The following is a 16211-nucleotide window of genomic DNA, read 5'->3' as shown; positions in this document are numbered from 1 at the left end:
GTGGGCGGCCGGCGGGCGAGTGGCTCCGGGGGCCGTCCGTCCACCGGCCGCCGACGCCGGTGGCGCCCGGCCCCGGCCGCAGCGGCCCTGGCCCAGGCCGGGGCGTGCCTCGCGCTGCTGCTCGCCGGGTGCGCGCCGGCCCGGCCGGACGGCCCGGTGCCCGAGGTGTTCTGCGCCGCCGGCACCCTCGACGCCCAGGGCTCCTCCGCGCAGCGCAACGCCATGGAGCGGTGGATCCGCGCGTACCAGCGGTCGTGTCCCGGCTCGACCATCAACTACGAGCCGTCCGGCTCGGGCGCGGGCATCAAGGCACTGGTCGCCGGCATGGCGGACTTCGCCGGCAGCGAGTCGTTGCTCGACGCGAAGGAGCAGGTCCAGGCCGACGCACAGTGTTCGGGCGGTCGGGTGGTCAGCCTGCCGATGGTGATCGGCCCGGTGGCCGTCGCCTACCGGGTCGGCGGCCTACCGGAGCTGCGGCTGAGTCCGGCTCTCCTCGCCCGGATCTTCGCGGGCGGGATCGAGCGGTGGGACGATCCGGCGATCCGCGCGGACAACCCGGGAGTGCAACTGCCCCCGACTCCGGTCCACGCCGTCCACCGGGCGGACGAGTCCGGCACCACGGAGACGTTCACCGCCTTCCTGTCGGAGGCGGCTCCGGCGGAGTGGACGCTCGGCTCCGACCGGGAGTGGCCGGCGTCGGGCGGTGTCGGCGCCGAGGGGTCGGAGCGGCTGGCCGAGGCGGTCCAGGACACCGACGGCGCGATCGGCTACCTGGAGTTGTCGTACGCCCGGACGGAGGGCCTGGCGGTGGCGCGGATCCGCAACGCGTCCGGCGGGTTCGTAGCCCCGTCGGCGCAGGCCGCCGTGCAGGCCGTCCCCGAGCCGGCCGGCGACCTGCGGGTCGACGTCGACACCGGAACGCGGGCCGCCGGGGCGTACCCGATCGTGCTGGTGACGTACGAGTTCGTCTGCGACCGCGGGCTGGCCGCCGACGAGGTGCCGCTGGTGCGTGGCTTCCTGGGGTGGGCGGCCAGCGCGGAGGGGCAGCGGCTCATCACGGAGCTGGGCTACGCGGCGCTGCCGGAGCCGCTGCGCCGACGGGTGGCCGCCGAGGTGGCCCGGATCTCGTGACCCGGGCCGTCACCCCGCATCACCGCCGGATAACGGCCACGACTCCGCGCGGTAACGGACTGCCGGAAAAATGCTCATACTTCCGACAGTGGCAGCCCAGTTCACTAAACGGACAACTCACCCTCAGCGACCGGCCACCACGAGGGTCGCACGTGTTCACCTTCCGTTCACTTGTGACCGGCGAACCAGTCACCTGGCACTCCTAGCTTTTGGGCCATGCCGGTCAGCGTGCCGGCTCCCCGGCCCCCAACCCGGGGCCGCCAAGCCAGTCAGACGTGAAGGGAAACCCCTCAGGTGAAGCTCCAGCGGCACGGCACTCTCGCCTGCCTCGCTCTTACCGCGACGCTCGCTCTCAGTGCATGCGGCTCGGACAACAACGAGCCTGCCAACCCGTCGGCCTCCGGGTCGTCCGCCGCGGCCGACTGCGCCACCGGCACGCTGAACGCCCAGGGCTCCTCGGCGCAGAAGAACGCCGTGTCCGAGTGGATCAAGGCGTACCAGCAGAAGTGCCAGGGCACCACGATCAACTACGAGCCCTCCGGCTCCGGCGCCGGGATCGAGGCCTTCATCGCCGGCACCGCCGACTTCGCCGGCTCGGACTCGGCGTTGAAGGAGGACCAGCAGCCCAAGGCCGACGCCCGCTGCGCCACCGGCAAGGCGATCAACCTGCCGATGGTGATCGGCCCGGTCGCCGTCGCCCACAACGTCAGCGGTGTGGACAACCTCCAGCTGAAGCCGGCCACCCTGGCCAAGATCTTCGCTGGCAAGATCACCAAGTGGGACGACGCGGCCATCAAGGCGGACAACCCGGACGCCAAGCTGCCGGCCACCACCATCCAGACCGTGCACCGGTCGGACTCGTCCGGCACCACCGACAACTTCACCGACTTCCTCTCCAAGACCGCCGAGGCCGACTGGACCTTCGGCAAGGCCAAGGAGTGGAAGGCCCCGGGCGGCACCGGCGCCAAGGGCTCGGACGGCGTGGCCAGCGCGGTCAAGCAGGCCGACGGCGCCATCGGCTACATGGAGTGGTCGTTCGCCGAGAACGCCAGCCTGGGCATCGCCAAGATCGGTAACGGCGCCGGCGAGTTCGCCGAGCTGACCGCGGAGGCGGCCGGCAAGACCATCCAGGGCGCCGCGGTCGAGGGCCAGGGCAACGACCTCAAGATGAAGATCGACTACAACACCAAGGAGGCCGGGGCGTACCCGATCGTCCTGGTGACGTACGAGATCGTCTGCGAGAAGGGCCACGCCGCCGACAAGCTCCCGCTGATCAAGGGCTTCCTCGGCTACGCGGCCAGCACCGAGGGCCAGTCGGAGCTGACCGAGCTGGGCTACGCCCCGCTGCCGGACAGCGTCCGCACCAAGGTCGAGACCGCGGTCAAGAGCCTCTCCTGACCTGACCGACACCACCACGTATCTCAATCGGAGCGAGCGAGCTGATGGGTGACATCCCTCCCCGCTCGGCCAACGCCGGCACCGGCGGAACCACTCACGGGTGGTCCGCCGGTGCCTCGGCGCGTGTGGCCGAGGCACCACTTCGCACCCCGGACGGGCCGGGGCTGGGTGGCGGCGGCGCCTTGCCGCGTGCCCGCAGGTTCGGCGCCGAGCGGGCCTTCCGCGGTCTCACCGTGGCCGCCGGGACCGCCGTGCTCGTCATCATCGCGGCGATCGCGGTCTTCCTGATCGCCAAGGCCGTGCCGGCCCTGCAGGCGAACACCGAGAACTTCTGGACGTTCGAGGGCTGGTTCCCCAACGACCCCGAGCCGAAGTTCGGCATCGGCGCGCTCGCCTTCGGCACCGTGCTCAGCTCCGCACTCGCACTGCTCATCGCGGTGCCGATCGCCCTGGGCATCGCGCTCTACCTCTCGCACTACGCGCCGCGCCGGGTGGGCACCACCCTCGGCTTCCTGATCGACCTGCTGGCGGCCGTGCCCAGCGTCGTCTTCGGCCTCTGGGGTCGCGAGGTGTTCATCAACCCGGTTCGCGACTTCTCGGTCTGGCTGAACGAATACTTCAGCTGGATCCCGCTCTTCGGGGGCGACGGGCCGTTCGGGCGGTCGATCCTGCTCGGCGCCCTGGTGCTGGCCATCATGGTGTTGCCGATCATCACGTCGCTCTCGCGCGAGGTGTTCCTTCAGACGCCGACGGCCAACGAGGAGGCCGCCCTCGCGCTGGGCGCCACCCGCTGGGAGATGCTGCGCACCGCAGTGCTCCCCTACGGCCGCCCCGGCATCATCGCCGCGGTGATGCTCGGCCTCGGCCGCGCGCTGGGCGAGACGATCGCCCTCGCGTTGACCCTCGGCATCACCTTCGGCATCTCGTTCAACCTGATCGAGAACGGCGGCAACACGATCGCCGCCAACATCGCCAACGCGTTCGGCGAGGCGAACGAGACGGGTCGGGGCGCGCTGATCGCCTCCGGTCTGGTCCTCTTCGCCATCACGCTGATCGTCAACATCACCGCGCGGGCGATCATCTACCGCCGCCGGGAGTTCACGGAGTCGGCCGCATGACCACCACCGTCACCTCGCACCGCACCCGCCCGCCGGCCCAGCCGCCGACGCTGCGCGCCCGCCGGCTGCCGAAGTACGCGGCACCGGTCATCGCACTCGCCGCGCTGCTGGTCTCGGCCGCGCTCGTGTACGGCACCGGCATCGGCGGCCCGGTCCTCGTGGTCGTGGTCGGCGCGCTGCTGTACCTGGCCGGGCTCTTCGCCGCGGCGAACGCCGTCGAGGGTCGCCGGTCGGCCCGCAACCGCGCCTGGAGCGCCCTGATCCACTCGGCGTTCGTGCTGGCGGTGCTGCCGCTGGCCTCGGTGGTCTGGACGCTGGTCAGCAAGGGTCTGGAGCGGTTCGACGCCAACTTCTTCCTCACCTCGATGAACAACATCGGGGCGCGGGACCCGGAGGGCGGCGCGTACCACGCCATCGTCGGCACCCTGATCCAGGTCGGTATCGCCACCCTGATCACCGTGCCGCTCGGCATCCTCTGCGCGATCTACGTGGTCGAGTACGGCCGTGGCAAGTTCGCCTTCGCGATCCGGTTCTTCGTCGACGTCATGACCGGCATCCCGTCCATCGTCGCCGGCCTGTTCATCCTGGCGTTCTGGGTGCTGATCGTCTCGCCGTACTTCAGCTCCACCGGGCGGCCGGGATTCTCCGGCTTCGCCGCCGCGCTGGCACTGAGCGTGCTGATGCTGCCGACCGTGGTCCGCTCCACGGAGGAGATGCTGCGCCTGGTCCCCGCGCCGCTGCGCGAGGGCGCGTACGCCCTGGGCGTACCGAAGTGGAAGACGATCCTGCGGATCGTCCTGCCGACCGCGCTGCCGGGCATCGTCACCGGCGTCATGCTCGCCATCGCCCGCGCGGCCGGCGAGACGGCCCCGGTGCTGCTCGTCGCCGGCGGCGGCGCGGCGATCAACTTCAACCCGTTCGAGAACAACCAGTCGTCGCTGGCCCTCTTCGTCTACCAGCAGGCCGGTGACGCGTCCCGGTACGCGCCGGCACGGGCGTGGACCGCGGCACTCACCCTGGTCGCCCTCGTGCTGATCCTGACGATCGCGGCGAAGTTGCTGGCCCGCCGTAACCGGCTCAGCCGATGAACCCCGGAGGTACCACCACCATGGCGAAGCGCATCGAAGCCTCGAAGGTCACCGCGTACTACGGCGGTTTCAAGGCGATCGAGGACATCAGCCTGACCGTCGAGCCGAAGACGGTCACCGCCCTCATCGGGCCGTCCGGCTGCGGCAAGTCCACCTTCCTGCGGTCCATCAACCGGATGCACGAGGTGCTCCCCGGCGCCCGCGTCGAGGGCAGCCTGACCATCGACGGCCAGGACGTCTACGACCGCGACGTGGACGTCACCGCCGTCCGCCGCATGATCGGCATGGTCTTCCAGCGCCCCAACCCGTTCCCGACCATGAGCATCTACGAGAACGTCGTGGCCGGCCTGCGCCTCAACGGCGTGCGCCGCAAGTCGATCCTGGACGAGGCGGCCGAGAGGGCGCTCCGCTCGGCGAACCTGTGGGACGAAGTGAAGGACCGGCTCGGCAAGCCCGGCGCCGGCCTCTCCGGCGGTCAGCAGCAGCGGCTCTGCATCGCCCGCACCATCGCGGTCGAGCCGCAGGTCGTGCTGATGGACGAGCCCTGCTCCGCGCTCGACCCGATCTCGACGCTGGCCATCGAGGACCTGATGTTCCAGCTCAAGGACAAGTTCACGATCATCATCGTCACGCACAACATGCAGCAGGCCGCGCGGGTGTCGGACCGGACCGCGTTCTTCTCCATCGAGAAGACCGGTGACCCGGGCCGCCTCATCGAGTACGACAACACGCAGAAGATCTTCAGCAATCCGAGCGTGAAGAAGACCGAGGACTACATCACCGGCCGCTTCGGCTGAGCCGCACTGCCGGTCACCACGACCCGCACGCAGATCCACGGAAAGAGTGGCCGTTCCCGCGAGGAACGGCCACTCTTTCGCCGTTCGAGGCCCGCTCAGCCGAGAACGAAGCGGGCCTCGCCGTCGGGGCGGACGTCGAGGTGGGGAGTGACCGGGGTGGCGGGGTCGCGGGTGGCCGAGGCCGCCACGACGCCGTCGAGGTCCCCGCACGCCGCGACCTGGCCGAGGGTGACCAGCGTGGGCGGGAGCATCGTCAACTCGCCGTCCCCGGCCCGGTCGCAGGCGTCCGCCGGTCGGATCCACAGCGTCCGGTCGGCCTCCCCGGAGACGTGCCGCGTCCGCTGCCCCGTTGGGAGCAGGGCGACGAAGAAGTACGTGTCGAAGCGGCGCGGCTCGAACTCGGGTGTGATCCACCGGCTCCACGGCAGCAGCAGGTCCGACCGGAGGGTGAGCCCGCGTTCGGCGAGCAGGTCGGCGAAGCCCACCTGCCGCCCCTCCAGGGCGACCCGGGCCGCCTCCCAGTCGTCCCCCGAGACGTCACCCACCACGGTGTCGCCGTCGGGGCCGGCGAGCAGGACGCCCGCCTCCTCGAAGACCTCCCGGGCGGCGGCGCACACCACCGCCTGCGCGGCCTCCGGGCTCAGGCCGAGCCGGGCTCCCCACTCGGCCGGGGCCGGCCCGGCCCAGCCCACGTGGGCCTGCGAGTCCGAGGGGTCGACCCCGCCGCCGGGGAAGGCGTACATGCCGCCGAAGGCCATCGCGGCGACCCGGCGGATCAGGTACACCTCGAAGCCGGCTGCGGCCGGCCGGAGCAGCAGCACGGTGGCCGCCACCCTGGGCACCGCCGGGGTGCCGCCCTCCGCGTGGAACCGGCGGGCGTGCTCCACGAGCGCCGGCGGTGCGGGGAAGCCGTCGGGGTCGATCGTCATGCGGCGAGCCTAGGGCATGTCCCGGAAGCGCTCACCGGCCTGCGTCGGGCCCGCCCGGCAGGGCCGGCACCGCCCCGGCACGACCTGGTTCCCGGCTGCCGGAACGGCCGTCAGCCGCTCGGCGGGTCTTCGCTAGCGTGGCCGCCATGACTCGATGGGGCATCCTCGCCACCGGCCACATCGCCGGGCGCTTCGCCGAAGACCTCCGGCTGGTACCGGGCGCCGAACTGGTCGCGGTCGGTTCACGGACGGCCGAGAGCGCGGAGCGGTTCGCGCGCCGGCACGGCGTACCCCGGGCGTACGCCTCCTGGTCGGAACTGGCGGCGGACCCCGACCTGGACGTGGTCTACGTGGCCACCCCCCACGCCGCCCACCACGAGGCCGCCCTGACCTGCCTGCGGGCCGGGCGCGCGGTGCTGCTGGAGAAGCCGTTCACGCTCGACCTGGCCACCAGCCGCGAGCTGGTGGAGACGGCGCGCGCGGCCGGTGTCTTCCTGATGGAGGCCATGTGGATGCGGACGAACCCGCTGATCCGGCGGGTGTGCGAGCTGGTCGCCGACGGGGCGATCGGCACGGTCACGAGCGTGCGGGCCGACTTCGGGGTGGGCGGCCCGTTCCCGCCGGAGCACCGGATGCGGGCCCGCGCCCTCGGCGGCGGCGCGCTGCTGGACCTCGGGGTGTACCCGATCAGCCTGGCCCACCTGCTGCTCGGTGTGCCGGACCACGTCCACGCCTGGGCGAAGATCAGCCCGGAAGGTGTGGACGAGAACACCGGGATCGTCCTCGGGTACGAGTCGGGGGCGGTCGCCACGCTCAGCTGCGGCATGGTCGGCGTGACGCCGCTGACCGCCTCGATCACCGGTACCGGCGGCCGGATGGACCTCCCGGAGCCGTTCTACCGGCCGGGGTTCGTGACCGTGCACCGGGCCGGCGCCGAACCGGAGACGATCGGCGCGGAGCTGGTGGGCAACGGCTACCAGGACGAGGCGGCCGAGGTGCAGCGCTGCCTCGCGGAGGGCCTGCTGGAGAGCCCGCTGGTCCCGCACTCGACGACGCTCGAGGTCATGGCCCTGCTGGACGGCATCCGCGCCCGGATCGGCGTCGAGTACGTGTGAACGTGTTAGGAAGGGCCCCTTGCACAACGCGAGGCGTTAACAAGGGGCCCTTCCTAACACCTCAGCTGAAGAGGGGGCGGGCCAGGAAGTACATCAGGGCGCCGATGGAGCCGGCGGCGGGGAAGGTCAGGACCCACGCGCCGATGATGTTGCCGGCGACGCCCCACCGGACGGCGGAGAGCCGCTTGGTGGCGCCCACACCCATGATCGCCGAGGTGATCGTGTGGGTGGTGGAGATCGGCGCGCCGAGCACCAGCGCGTTGAAGTACAGCACCGAGCTGGCGACGGTCTCCGCGGCGAAGCCCTCCGGCGGGCGCAGGTCGATGATCTTCCGCCCCAGCGTCCGGATGATCCGCCAGCCACCGGCGTACGTGCCGGCGGCGAGGACGGCGGCCGAGGTCCAGAACGCCCACTCCGGGATGAAGGTGGCGTCGTCCTGGTAGCCGCCGACGTAGAGGGCGAGCACCACGATGCCGATGGTCTTCGCGGCGTCCTGCATGCCGTGGCCGACGGACATGGCGGCGGCCGAGGCGGTCTGCGCCCAGCGGAAGCCCCGGTTGAGCTTGCCCGGGTGCCCCTTCCGGAAGATCCACTGCACGGCGATCATCACGATGTAGCCGAGCAGGAAGCCGACCATCGGCGACAGGATCATCGGGATGATGACGCTCTCGCCGATGCCGGTCCACAGCACCGTGCCGGACGCGGCGATGGTCGAGCCGACCAGGCCGCCGATGAGGGCGTGCGAGGAGGACGACGGCAGGCCGAAGTACCAGGTGATCAGGTTCCAGACGATGGCGCCGATCACACCGGCGAACACGATGCCGAGGCTGGCCTGGCCGGTGGGTAGCTTGACCAGCCCGCTGCCGACGGTCTTGGCCACCTCGGCGCCGAAGTGGGCGCCGATGAAGTTGCCGACCGCCGCCATGGCCAGGGCCACCCGGGGTGTCAGCGCCCGGGTGGAGATGCTGGTCGCGATCGCGTTGGCGGCGTCGTGGAAGCCGTTGGTGTAGTCGAACACCAGCGCCACCGCGATCACCGCCAGCACGGCGATGAGTTCGGGACTCACAGGATCAGGACTCCTTGACCGCGATGGTCTCGACGGTGTTCGCCACGTGCTCGAAGGCGTCGCAGGCGGCCTCCAGCTCGTCGGCGACCTCCTTCATCTTCAGCACGGTCAGCGCGTCGTACTCGCCGGAGAAGAGGCGGACCAGCAGCATCCGGTACGCCTGGTCGCCGTCGTTCTCGAGTCGGTTGCACTCGATCCAGTAGTCCTCGAGGGCCTTCATGGTCTTCAGCCGGGGCATCGCCTCGGCGGTCAGCTTCGCCTGCTGGTCGAGGACGTTGACCAGCTCGTGCATCTCCCGCGGCAGCGAGGGGAGCTTGGTCAGGCCGTAGAGGTAGAGCAGGTTGCCGACCGCCTCCAGGTGGTCCATCACGTCGTCCAGCTGGGAGCCCAACCGGTAGATGTCCTCCCGGTCGAACGGGGTGATGAAGGTGGAGTTGATCTTCTTGAACAGCTCGTGGGTGATCTGGTCGCTGTCGTGCTCGACCTCGGTCAGCCGCTCGCTCACCGACTGCACCTCCACACCGGGGAGAGCCAGCTCGTTGAGGAGCTCGGTGCCCCGCACCAGGTTGTGCGCGGCCCTGGTGAAGAGCTCGTAGAAGGCGCCCTCGTTCGGGCGGAAGGAAAACTTCACAGCCGGGACCTCGTCGTGTCGGTGGAAGGGTGGTGGCCGCCCCGGGGGCGCCCGCCTGGGAATGCTAGGTGTCCCCGGATCAAGGAATTCGCCGGCCTACCACTGGCCAGGCGGCATTCACTGCTCGTTCACCTTCCGTTCACCTTCATTCGTTTCCTCAAACCCCAACAGCCGCTCCCGTTCCCGCTGGACGTCGAAATCGGCAGCCGGATACCCGAGAGCGAGAGTGTCGAACGTCTCACGCAACAGGTGCGCGACCGCCCAGTCCCGGTACCACTTCCGGTCAGCGGGCACCACGTACCAGGGCGCCGCGTCCGTGCCGCACCGGCTCAGCGCCTCCGCGTACGCGCTCTGGTAGTCGTCCCAGCGGGCCCGGGCGTCGATGTCGGACGGGTCGTACTTCCAGTGCTTGCGGGGGTCGTCCAGGCGTTGCAGCAGCCGCCGGCCCTGTTCGTCGTACGAGATGTGCAGCAGCACCTTGACCAGGGCCATCCCGGCGCCGACCAGTTCCCGCTCGAAGGCGTTGATCTCGTCGTACCGGGCCCGCCAGGTCGCCTCCGGCACCAGCGACTCGACCCGGGCGACCAGCACGTCCTCGTAGTGCGACCGGTTGAAGACGCCCACGTACCCCGGCGGCGGCAGCGCCCGCCGGATGCGCCACAGGAAGTCGTGCCGCAGTTCCTCGGGCGTGGGCGGGCCGAACGACCGGATGTGGAGGCCGAGCGGGTTCATCGCGCCGGCCACCCGCTTCACCGTGCCGTCCTTGCCACCGCAGTCCATCGCCTGGAGCACGAGCAGCACCCGGGGCGCACCCGCCGCCCCGGCACTCGCACCCGCCACGGCCTCCGTACCACCCGAAGCTGCGGCCGCCGCGCCGGCCCGGGCCTTCGCGGTGGCGAACAGCATCTCCTGCCGGCGGGCCAGATCGTCACCGAGCAGCCGGACCTGCGCCCGGGCCCAGCCCTTGCGGTCCTCGCCCGTCACCGCACGCCCCGGCAGCCCGGGCGTCGACCCCGGATCGACCGCGCCCAGACCATCCGGGCCGACCCGCAGGAGGTCCCGCATCGGCCCGTCCACGGGCGGCACCACGTCGACCTCGTCGATCCCACTCATCCCCGGATCATCACCCAGCTCACCCCGGAGCGCTCGACGAGCGTTCCGCTCGGCGGAACACGTGTCACGATCGGGTCGGCCGGATCGTCCTGGGGGCGGGAGAATCGATGTCCGCGGGGAGAGAGGCGGGCGCGTGACGGATCTGGTGACCGAGTTCGAGGCCGAGCGGGGGCGACTGACCGCGGTCGCGTACCGGATGCTCGGCAGCCGCAGCGAGGCCGAGGACGCGGTGCAGGAGACCTGGCTCCGGTACGCGGCCGTCCTCGCCGACCCGGCGGCCCGCGCCGAGATCCGCCAGCTCGGCGCCTGGCTGACCACCACCTGCGCGCGGATCTGCCTCGACGTGCTGCGCTCCGCCCGGGTACGCCGGGAGGCGTACCCCGGTCAGTGGTTGCCGGAGCCGGTGGTGACGCCGCTCGACGCGCCTCCCCGCAGCGACGGATTCGCCCCCGACCCGGCCGAGCGGGCGGTCCGCACCGACCAGGTCGGCACCGCCCTGATGGTCGTACTGGAACGGCTCAGCCCCGAGCAGCGGGTCGCGTTCGTGCTGCACGACGTCTTCGCCGTCCCGTTCGCCCGGGTCGCCGAGGTGCTCGGCACCACGGACGCCGCCGCCCGCCAGTTGGCGTCCCGGGCCCGCCGGGCCGTCAGCGCTCCCGAGGCGCCCCGGCAGACCGCGGACGCGGCCGAGCAGCGCCGCGTCGTCGAGGCGTTCGCCGCCGCCGCCGAGTCCGGGAAGCTGGACGCGCTGCTGAAGGTCCTCGCGCCGGACGTGGTGCTGATCGGCGACGGCGGCGGGCACTTCCCGGCCGGCACCAGGCCCGTGTACGGCGCCGACAAGGTCGGCCGCTTCGTCCTGGGCGTGTTCGGCCAGGCCGGCCGTTACGGCGCCACCCTGCGGACCCGTCCGGTGCTGGTCGACGGGGTGCTCGGGCTCCAGTCGGAGACCGTCTTCCGGGACGGGCGACCGCTGCGCATCGTCAGTGCCCTCGCCGTGGAGGACGGCCGGGTCACCGGCATCTTCAACCAGCTCAACCCGGACAAGCTCCGCGACCTGGCGCCGCTCGGGCCCGAGGACACCTGGCCGCCACGCTGGTGACGCCGCCGCGGGCCGGCACGGTCCTGGCCGGCCGGCACCCGCCCCGGCCGGCTCACACGACCAGGGCGAGCCACTTCCGGTACGAGGTGGCGAACGGCTCGGTGCCGTCGCCGAGCGCGCCGAACAGCCAGCGGGCCGCCGCCTGCGCCTCGACGACCACCTCGTCCGGGTAGCCGAACCGCTCGCGGTGCTCGGCGAACTCGTCCTCGTCCCGCAACTCGACCAGGCCGGTGCCGCGCCGACGCACCACGTCGAGGTCGAGGTCGATCAGGTGGACGGTGTCGTCGTCCTCCCAGCGGGCCGGGCTGGCGATGTCGCAGTAGACCTCACTGGTGCGCGGCGGCGGGTTGAACATGCCCGTCCACCAGGCGTGGTGCGGCACCAGGAGCACGAACGGGATCTGCTCGACGGAGGGGCGGCCGTGGTAGACCGAGGGGGTGCCGGCCGTCACCCCGAGCCAGACGCCGAGGTCGTCCTCGGTCAGCCGGCGGGCCGGGTAGTCACGGTGAGCGCTGCCGTCGTACTTGCGGTAGATCACGCGGACCACGTCGCTCGGCATGTCTGGCACCCTAGCCGATTCGGCTCAACGGACGCGGGAGGGAAGTAACCGGGCACGGCCGTACCGTGACGACGCCACGCCGCCCCGGCGGACGCCGCCTGTCGGCGGCGACGGGTACCGTCGCACGGTGACCCCGCCCCGCACCGCCACCGGCCCCGCCAGCCCCTCGTCCCGTTCCGGTGGCCGGCGGTCGGGTGCCCGGGCGACCGCTGCGGAGCTGCTCGCGGCGGCGGTCGGCGCGGTCCCCGGCGGCGCCGCGCGACCCGGCCAGCAGGAGATGACCACGGCGATCGAGGCGGCCGTGGCGGCCCGCGAGCACCTCCTGGTGCAGGCCGGCACCGGCACCGGCAAGTCGCTGGCGTACCTGGCGCCCGCGCTGACGGTCGACGGCCCGGTGGTCATCTCGACCGCGACCCTGGCGCTCCAGTCCCAACTCGTCGACCACGACCTGCCCCGGCTGGCCGACGCGGTCGAGCCGCTGCTGGGCCGGCGCCCCACCTTCGCCGTGCTGAAGGGGCGCCACCACTACCTCTGCCTGGCCCGCCTGGACAGCTCCACCGAGGAGGACCCCGGCGACACCCTCTTCGACGCGCCCCGGCCCGCCGGGGGCACCAAGTGGCTCGGCGAGGCGGGCCGGCTCGGCAAGCAGGTCCAGCGGCTGCGCGACTGGGCCGAGAAGACCGACACCGGTGACCGCGACGAGCTGGATCCGGGCGTCGACGACCAGGCCTGGCGGCTGGTGTCGATGCCGGCGCGGGAGTGCGTGGGCGCCGCCCGCTGTCCGTTCGGCGCCGAGTGCTTCGCCGAGGCGTCCCGGGCCCGGGCCCGGGAGGCCGACGTCGTGGTGACCAACCACAGCCTGCTCGCGGTGGACATGCTGGCCGGGCGGCAGATCGTGCCGCCGCACAAGCTGCTCGTCGTGGACGAGGCGCACGAGCTGGCCGACCGGGTCTCCTCCGCCGCCCAGGCGGAGCTGGTGCCCGAGCTGATCGACCGGTCCACCCGGCGGGCGCGGCCGCTGTTGCGGCCGGAGACCGCCGACGCGCTCACCGCCGCCGGCGACGCGCTGGCGGTCGGGCTGGCCGAGGCGCCGGCCGGGCGGCTCACCGCCGGGCTGCCGGGCCCGCTGCGGGAGGCGTGCACGCTGCTCGACGCCGCCACCCGGGCCGCGCTCGACGCGATCGGGGACGTCAAGGCCGACGACTCGGACCCGGTCCGCAAGCAGCAGGCCAAGGCGGCGCTCGACGAGCTGTCGACCACGGCGCAGCGGCTGCTGGAGGAGGCCGACCACGACGTGGCGTGGGTGGAGCGGAACGACGCCAGCGGGCGGCGGGCGCTGGTGGTCGCCCCGCTCTCGGTGGCCGGCACCCTCGCCACCCACCTGTACGAGGAGCGCACCGTCGTCGCCACCTCCGCGACGCTGACCCTGGGCGGGCGCTTCGACACCGTGGCCCGGGCACTCGGCCTGGACGTTCCCACCACACCGCCCTCACCGGCCGCCGGCGCGCTCGCCACCGCCGCCCGCGGGGGACGCGCCGCCGAGCCGGCCGCGCCGGTCACCTCCGGGCCCGGCTGGCGGTCGCTCGACGTGGGCTCCCCGTTCGACTACGCCCGGCAGGGCATCCTGTACGTCGCGGCACACCTGCCCCGGCCCAGCGCCTCCGGGCTGCCGGACGCCGCCGGCGAGGAGCTGCTCGGGCTGGTCGAGGCGCTCGGTGGGCGTACGCTCGGGCTCTTCTCCTCCCGGCGGGCCGCCCAGCAGGCGGCGGAGCTGCTGCGCGCGCGCACCGACCTGCCGGTGCTGCTCCAGGGCGAGGAGGCGCTGCCGCTGCTGGTCCGCCGGTTCCGCGAGGAGCGGGCGAGCTGCCTGTTCGGGGTGATGTCGCTCTGGCAGGGGGTGGACGTGCCCGGCGACTCCTGCCAGCTGGTGGTCATCGACCGGCTGCCCTTCCCCCGGCCGGACGAGCCGCTCGCCGCCGCCCGCGCCGCGGCGGTGGACGCGACCGGCGGGTCGGGGTTCGCGGCGGTGAGCGTGCCGATCGCCGCCGTCCGGCTCGCGCAGGGGGTCGGCCGGCTCATCCGGGCCACCGCCGACCGGGGCGTCGTCGCGGTGCTCGACTCCCGGCTGGAGACCGCCCGGGGGTACGGCCCGTTCCTGCGCCGGTCCCTGCCCCCGTTCTGGTACACGACCCGCCCCGACGTGGCCCGCGGCGCCCTGGAACGCCTCGCGAGGTCCTGACCGGCCCCGCCCCCGGTCAGGGGGCCTGGCTCGCCACCACGACGGCGTCGGGTGGGGTGTCCGGGACGGTACGGGCGGCGAGCCGGCGGACGGCCGTGTTCAGCACGGCGATCAGCGGAACGGCGACCAGCGCCCCGGTGATCCCGGCCAGCACCACACCGGCGGCGATGCCGACGATCACCGCGAGGGGGTGGATGGCCACCGCCCGTCCCATGATCAGCGGCTGGAGCACGTGCCCCTCGAGCTGCTGCACGCCGATCACCGCGCCGAGGATGATCAACGCGGTGATCAGGCCGCTGTCCACCAGGGCGACGAGCACCGCGACGCCGCCCGACAGCGTGGCGCCGACGATCGGGATGAACGAGGCGAGGAAGACCAGCGCGGCGAGCGGGAACGCGAACGGGATGTCGAAGACGACCAGGAAGATCCCGATGCCGACCGCGTCGATGAAGGCGACCAGCACGGTGGCGCGGACGTACGCGCCGAGCGTCTGCCAGGACGCGCGGCCGGCGTCGTCGACCTTCCAGCGGGCACCCACCGGCAGCAGCCGCACCAGGAAGCGCCAGATCCGGTTGCCGTCGCGGAGGAAGAAGAACGTCGCGAAGAGGACCAGCACGGTGCCGGTCAGCACCTCGGCGAGGGTGGCGGCGGTGGAGAGCGCCCCGCTGGTGAAGGTCTGGGTGTTGCTCTCGACCCAGGCCTCGGCCTCGTCGATGTAGGCGTCCAACTGGCCGTCCGAGAGGTGCAGCGGCCCGGTCTTCAGCCAGTCCTGGATCTGCCGTACGCCCTGGGAGGACTTCTCGCTCAGCTTCGGCACGCCCTGGATGAACTCGTTGACCACCAGGGTCAGCGTGCCGATCACCCCGGCGAGCCCGCCCACCAGCACCACGGCGGTCGCCAGGGACCTCGGCAGTCGCGCCCGCAGCAGCCAGCCCACCGCCGGCGCGAGCAGCGCCGACAGGAGCAGGGCGATGGCCAGCGGAATGATGACGATCCGGATCTGGCCGACGATCCTCAGCAGTGCCCACGCGACGATGCCGATCACGATCAGCCGCCACGACCAGGCGGCGGCGATGCGCAGCCCGTGCGGTACGTCCGCGTCGTCGCGGCTGGTCGTCGAGTTGTGCAGCGCGGCCGGCTGTTCGGCACCGACGACGGTCGCCGCCGGAGGCGCCACCGGGCCCGGCGAGGCCGGCGAGGCGGTGCCGGCCGGCTCGGGCACGTCCTGCGTACGGCGGGCCTCGGCTGCCGCGCGCCGGGTGCGCACCGACTCCCGGCCCGACTGGTACGCGCGGCGGAGCTGTCCGCGCATCCGCTCGAAGCGGCTCAAGCGCACCTCCTGGGGAGAAGCCGTCACCGGCCGGGGCGTCAGGTCGGACAGGATACGTCCGACCCTGCCACCGTAGGGCAGATCCGCCACACATTGCCCCCACCCACCGCCGCGTAACCACGCCGGAGCCGGCCGGGCGGCACACGGTAGCGTCTGCGACGTGACCGCCGACAAGGATCTCGACTCCGGCCTGCCGATCCGGCTGCTGCACGATCGCGTGCTGGTGCGCATGGAGGGCGGCGAGGGCGAGCGCCGCTCGACCGCCGGCATCGTGATCCCGGCGACCGCCGCGGTCGGCAAGCGCCTGGCCTGGGCCACCGCCGTCGGCGTGGGGCCGAACGTCCGTTCGATCGTCTCCGGTGACCGGGTGCTCTTCGACCCGGACGACCGCTCGGAGGTCGAGCTGCACGGCCGCGGTTACGTGCTGCTCCGCGAGCGGGACGTGCACGCCGTCGCCGCCGAACGCGTCGAACCGGACTCGACCGGCCTCTACCTCTGAAGCCTGCGTCGAGGTCCCCGGTCGAGCCGGTCCCGCGGGCCGGCCGGGACGCCGACCCGGCCCCGGGGCCGTTTGCGCTGCTCCTTCCCGGGAAGCCAG

The 16211-nt window shown here is 72.7% G+C and carries 15 protein-coding genes; 9 read left to right on the top strand and 6 right to left on the bottom strand.

Going from position 1 to position 16211, the window contains the following annotated elements:
- From pstS (ACN26Y_RS10140) to pstB, 5 genes are all read left to right on the top strand, one after another.
- Complete coding sequence (pstS, locus tag ACN26Y_RS10140) at nt 1-1131, top strand: phosphate ABC transporter substrate-binding protein PstS (RefSeq protein WP_155330053.1); 1131 nt, start codon at nt 1-3, stop codon at nt 1129-1131.
- A 294-nt stretch (nt 1132-1425) separates the two neighbouring features.
- Nucleotides 1426-2529 carry a phosphate ABC transporter substrate-binding protein PstS gene (gene pstS / locus ACN26Y_RS10135; protein ID WP_155330052.1) on the top strand — a complete coding sequence of 368 codons (1104 nt, stop codon included), beginning with the start codon at nt 1426-1428 and terminating at the stop codon, nt 2527-2529.
- Nucleotides 2530-2573: 44 nt separating this feature from the next.
- Nucleotides 2574-3647 carry a phosphate ABC transporter permease subunit PstC gene (gene pstC, locus ACN26Y_RS10130; protein ID WP_155330051.1) on the top strand — a complete coding sequence of 358 codons (1074 nt, stop codon included), beginning with the start codon at nt 2574-2576 and terminating at the stop codon, nt 3645-3647.
- Nucleotides 3644-4735, top strand: a complete 1092-nt coding sequence (pstA, locus tag ACN26Y_RS10125; RefSeq protein ID WP_155330050.1) for a phosphate ABC transporter permease PstA — start codon at nt 3644-3646, stop codon at nt 4733-4735. Before pstC ends, pstA begins: the two co-directional genes overlap by 4 nt.
- A 20-nt stretch (nt 4736-4755) precedes the next feature.
- Nucleotides 4756-5532 carry a phosphate ABC transporter ATP-binding protein PstB gene (gene pstB, locus ACN26Y_RS10120; RefSeq protein WP_155334021.1) on the top strand — a complete coding sequence of 259 codons (777 nt, stop codon included), beginning with the start codon at nt 4756-4758 and terminating at the stop codon, nt 5530-5532.
- A 95-nt stretch (nt 5533-5627) separates the two neighbouring features.
- On the opposite strand, the gene ACN26Y_RS10115 is transcribed toward pstB, so the two are convergent.
- A complete protein-coding gene (locus ACN26Y_RS10115; protein ID WP_155330049.1) occupies nt 5628-6461 on the bottom strand; it encodes an NUDIX hydrolase in 834 nt (277 codons plus the stop codon).
- Between the two features lie 146 nt (nt 6462-6607).
- Between ACN26Y_RS10115 and ACN26Y_RS10110 the strand changes: the two genes are divergently transcribed.
- Nucleotides 6608-7576 carry a Gfo/Idh/MocA family protein gene (locus ACN26Y_RS10110; protein ID WP_155330048.1) on the top strand — a complete coding sequence of 323 codons (969 nt, stop codon included), beginning with the start codon at nt 6608-6610 and terminating at the stop codon, nt 7574-7576.
- Nucleotides 7577-7637: 61 nt separating this feature from the next.
- Here ACN26Y_RS10110 and ACN26Y_RS10105 read toward each other — a convergent pair whose 3' ends face one another.
- The 3 genes from ACN26Y_RS10105 to ACN26Y_RS10095 form a co-directional block, all read right to left on the bottom strand.
- On the bottom strand, nt 7638-8642 hold the full coding sequence (locus ACN26Y_RS10105) for an inorganic phosphate transporter (protein WP_155330047.1): 1005 nt from the start codon (nt 8640-8642) through the stop codon (nt 7638-7640).
- Nucleotides 8643-8646: 4 nt separating this feature from the next.
- Nucleotides 8647-9273, bottom strand: coding sequence for a DUF47 domain-containing protein (locus ACN26Y_RS10100; protein WP_155330046.1), 627 nt, complete (start codon nt 9271-9273; stop codon nt 8647-8649).
- 117 nt (nt 9274-9390) lie between these two features.
- A complete protein-coding gene (locus ACN26Y_RS10095; protein ID WP_230688945.1) occupies nt 9391-10386 on the bottom strand; it encodes a PPK2 family polyphosphate kinase in 996 nt (331 codons plus the stop codon).
- A 133-nt stretch (nt 10387-10519) separates the two neighbouring features.
- On the opposite strand from ACN26Y_RS10095, the gene sigJ reads away from it, so the two are divergent.
- Nucleotides 10520-11485: an RNA polymerase sigma factor SigJ gene (sigJ, locus tag ACN26Y_RS10090; RefSeq protein WP_155330045.1), complete on the top strand. Its 966-nt coding sequence runs from the start codon at nt 10520-10522 to the stop codon at nt 11483-11485.
- Nucleotides 11486-11537: 52 nt separating this feature from the next.
- Here sigJ and ACN26Y_RS10085 read toward each other — a convergent pair whose 3' ends face one another.
- A complete protein-coding gene (locus ACN26Y_RS10085) occupies nt 11538-12044 on the bottom strand; it encodes a DUF402 domain-containing protein (protein WP_155330044.1) in 507 nt (168 codons plus the stop codon).
- 127 nt (nt 12045-12171) lie between these two features.
- On the opposite strand from ACN26Y_RS10085, the gene ACN26Y_RS10080 reads away from it, so the two are divergent.
- A complete protein-coding gene (locus ACN26Y_RS10080) occupies nt 12172-14283 on the top strand; it encodes an ATP-dependent DNA helicase (protein ID WP_155330043.1) in 2112 nt (703 codons plus the stop codon).
- A gap of 16 nt (nt 14284-14299) precedes the next feature.
- On the opposite strand, the gene ACN26Y_RS10075 is transcribed toward ACN26Y_RS10080, so the two are convergent.
- A complete protein-coding gene (locus ACN26Y_RS10075; protein ID WP_230689046.1) occupies nt 14300-15595 on the bottom strand; it encodes an AI-2E family transporter in 1296 nt (431 codons plus the stop codon).
- A gap of 178 nt (nt 15596-15773) precedes the next feature.
- On the opposite strand from ACN26Y_RS10075, the gene ACN26Y_RS10070 reads away from it, so the two are divergent.
- Complete coding sequence (locus ACN26Y_RS10070; protein ID WP_155330041.1) at nt 15774-16112, top strand: GroES family chaperonin; 339 nt, start codon at nt 15774-15776, stop codon at nt 16110-16112.
- Nucleotides 16113-16211: the final 99 nt, after the last annotated feature.

Origin of the sequence: Micromonospora sp. WMMD558 (assembly GCF_049315255.1) — a bacterium.
Lineage (GTDB): Bacteria > Actinomycetota > Actinomycetes > Mycobacteriales > Micromonosporaceae > Micromonospora.
The sequence above is the reverse complement of the archived record's forward strand: the minus strand, read 5'-3'. Positions and strand labels throughout refer to the sequence as shown.

Excerpts from the sequence above, each read along its gene's own strand:
- pstC (WP_155330051.1), top strand. The coding sequence starts at position 2,574 with ATGGGTGACATCCCTCCCCGCTCGGCCAACGCCGGCACCGGCGGAACC.
- pstA (WP_155330050.1), top strand. The coding sequence starts at position 3,644 with ATGACCACCACCGTCACCTCGCACCGCACCCGCCCGCCGGCCCAGCCG.
- pstB (WP_155334021.1), top strand. The coding sequence starts at position 4,756 with ATGGCGAAGCGCATCGAAGCCTCGAAGGTCACCGCGTACTACGGCGGT.
- ACN26Y_RS10115 (WP_155330049.1), bottom strand. The coding sequence starts at position 6,461 with ATGACGATCGACCCCGACGGCTTCCCCGCACCGCCGGCGCTCGTGGAG.
- ACN26Y_RS10110 (WP_155330048.1), top strand. The coding sequence starts at position 6,608 with ATGACTCGATGGGGCATCCTCGCCACCGGCCACATCGCCGGGCGCTTC.
- ACN26Y_RS10095 (WP_230688945.1), bottom strand. The coding sequence starts at position 10,386 with ATGAGTGGGATCGACGAGGTCGACGTGGTGCCGCCCGTGGACGGGCCG.
- ACN26Y_RS10085 (WP_155330044.1), bottom strand. The coding sequence starts at position 12,044 with ATGCCGAGCGACGTGGTCCGCGTGATCTACCGCAAGTACGACGGCAGC.
- ACN26Y_RS10075 (WP_230689046.1), bottom strand. The coding sequence starts at position 15,595 with ATGCGCGGACAGCTCCGCCGCGCGTACCAGTCGGGCCGGGAGTCGGTG.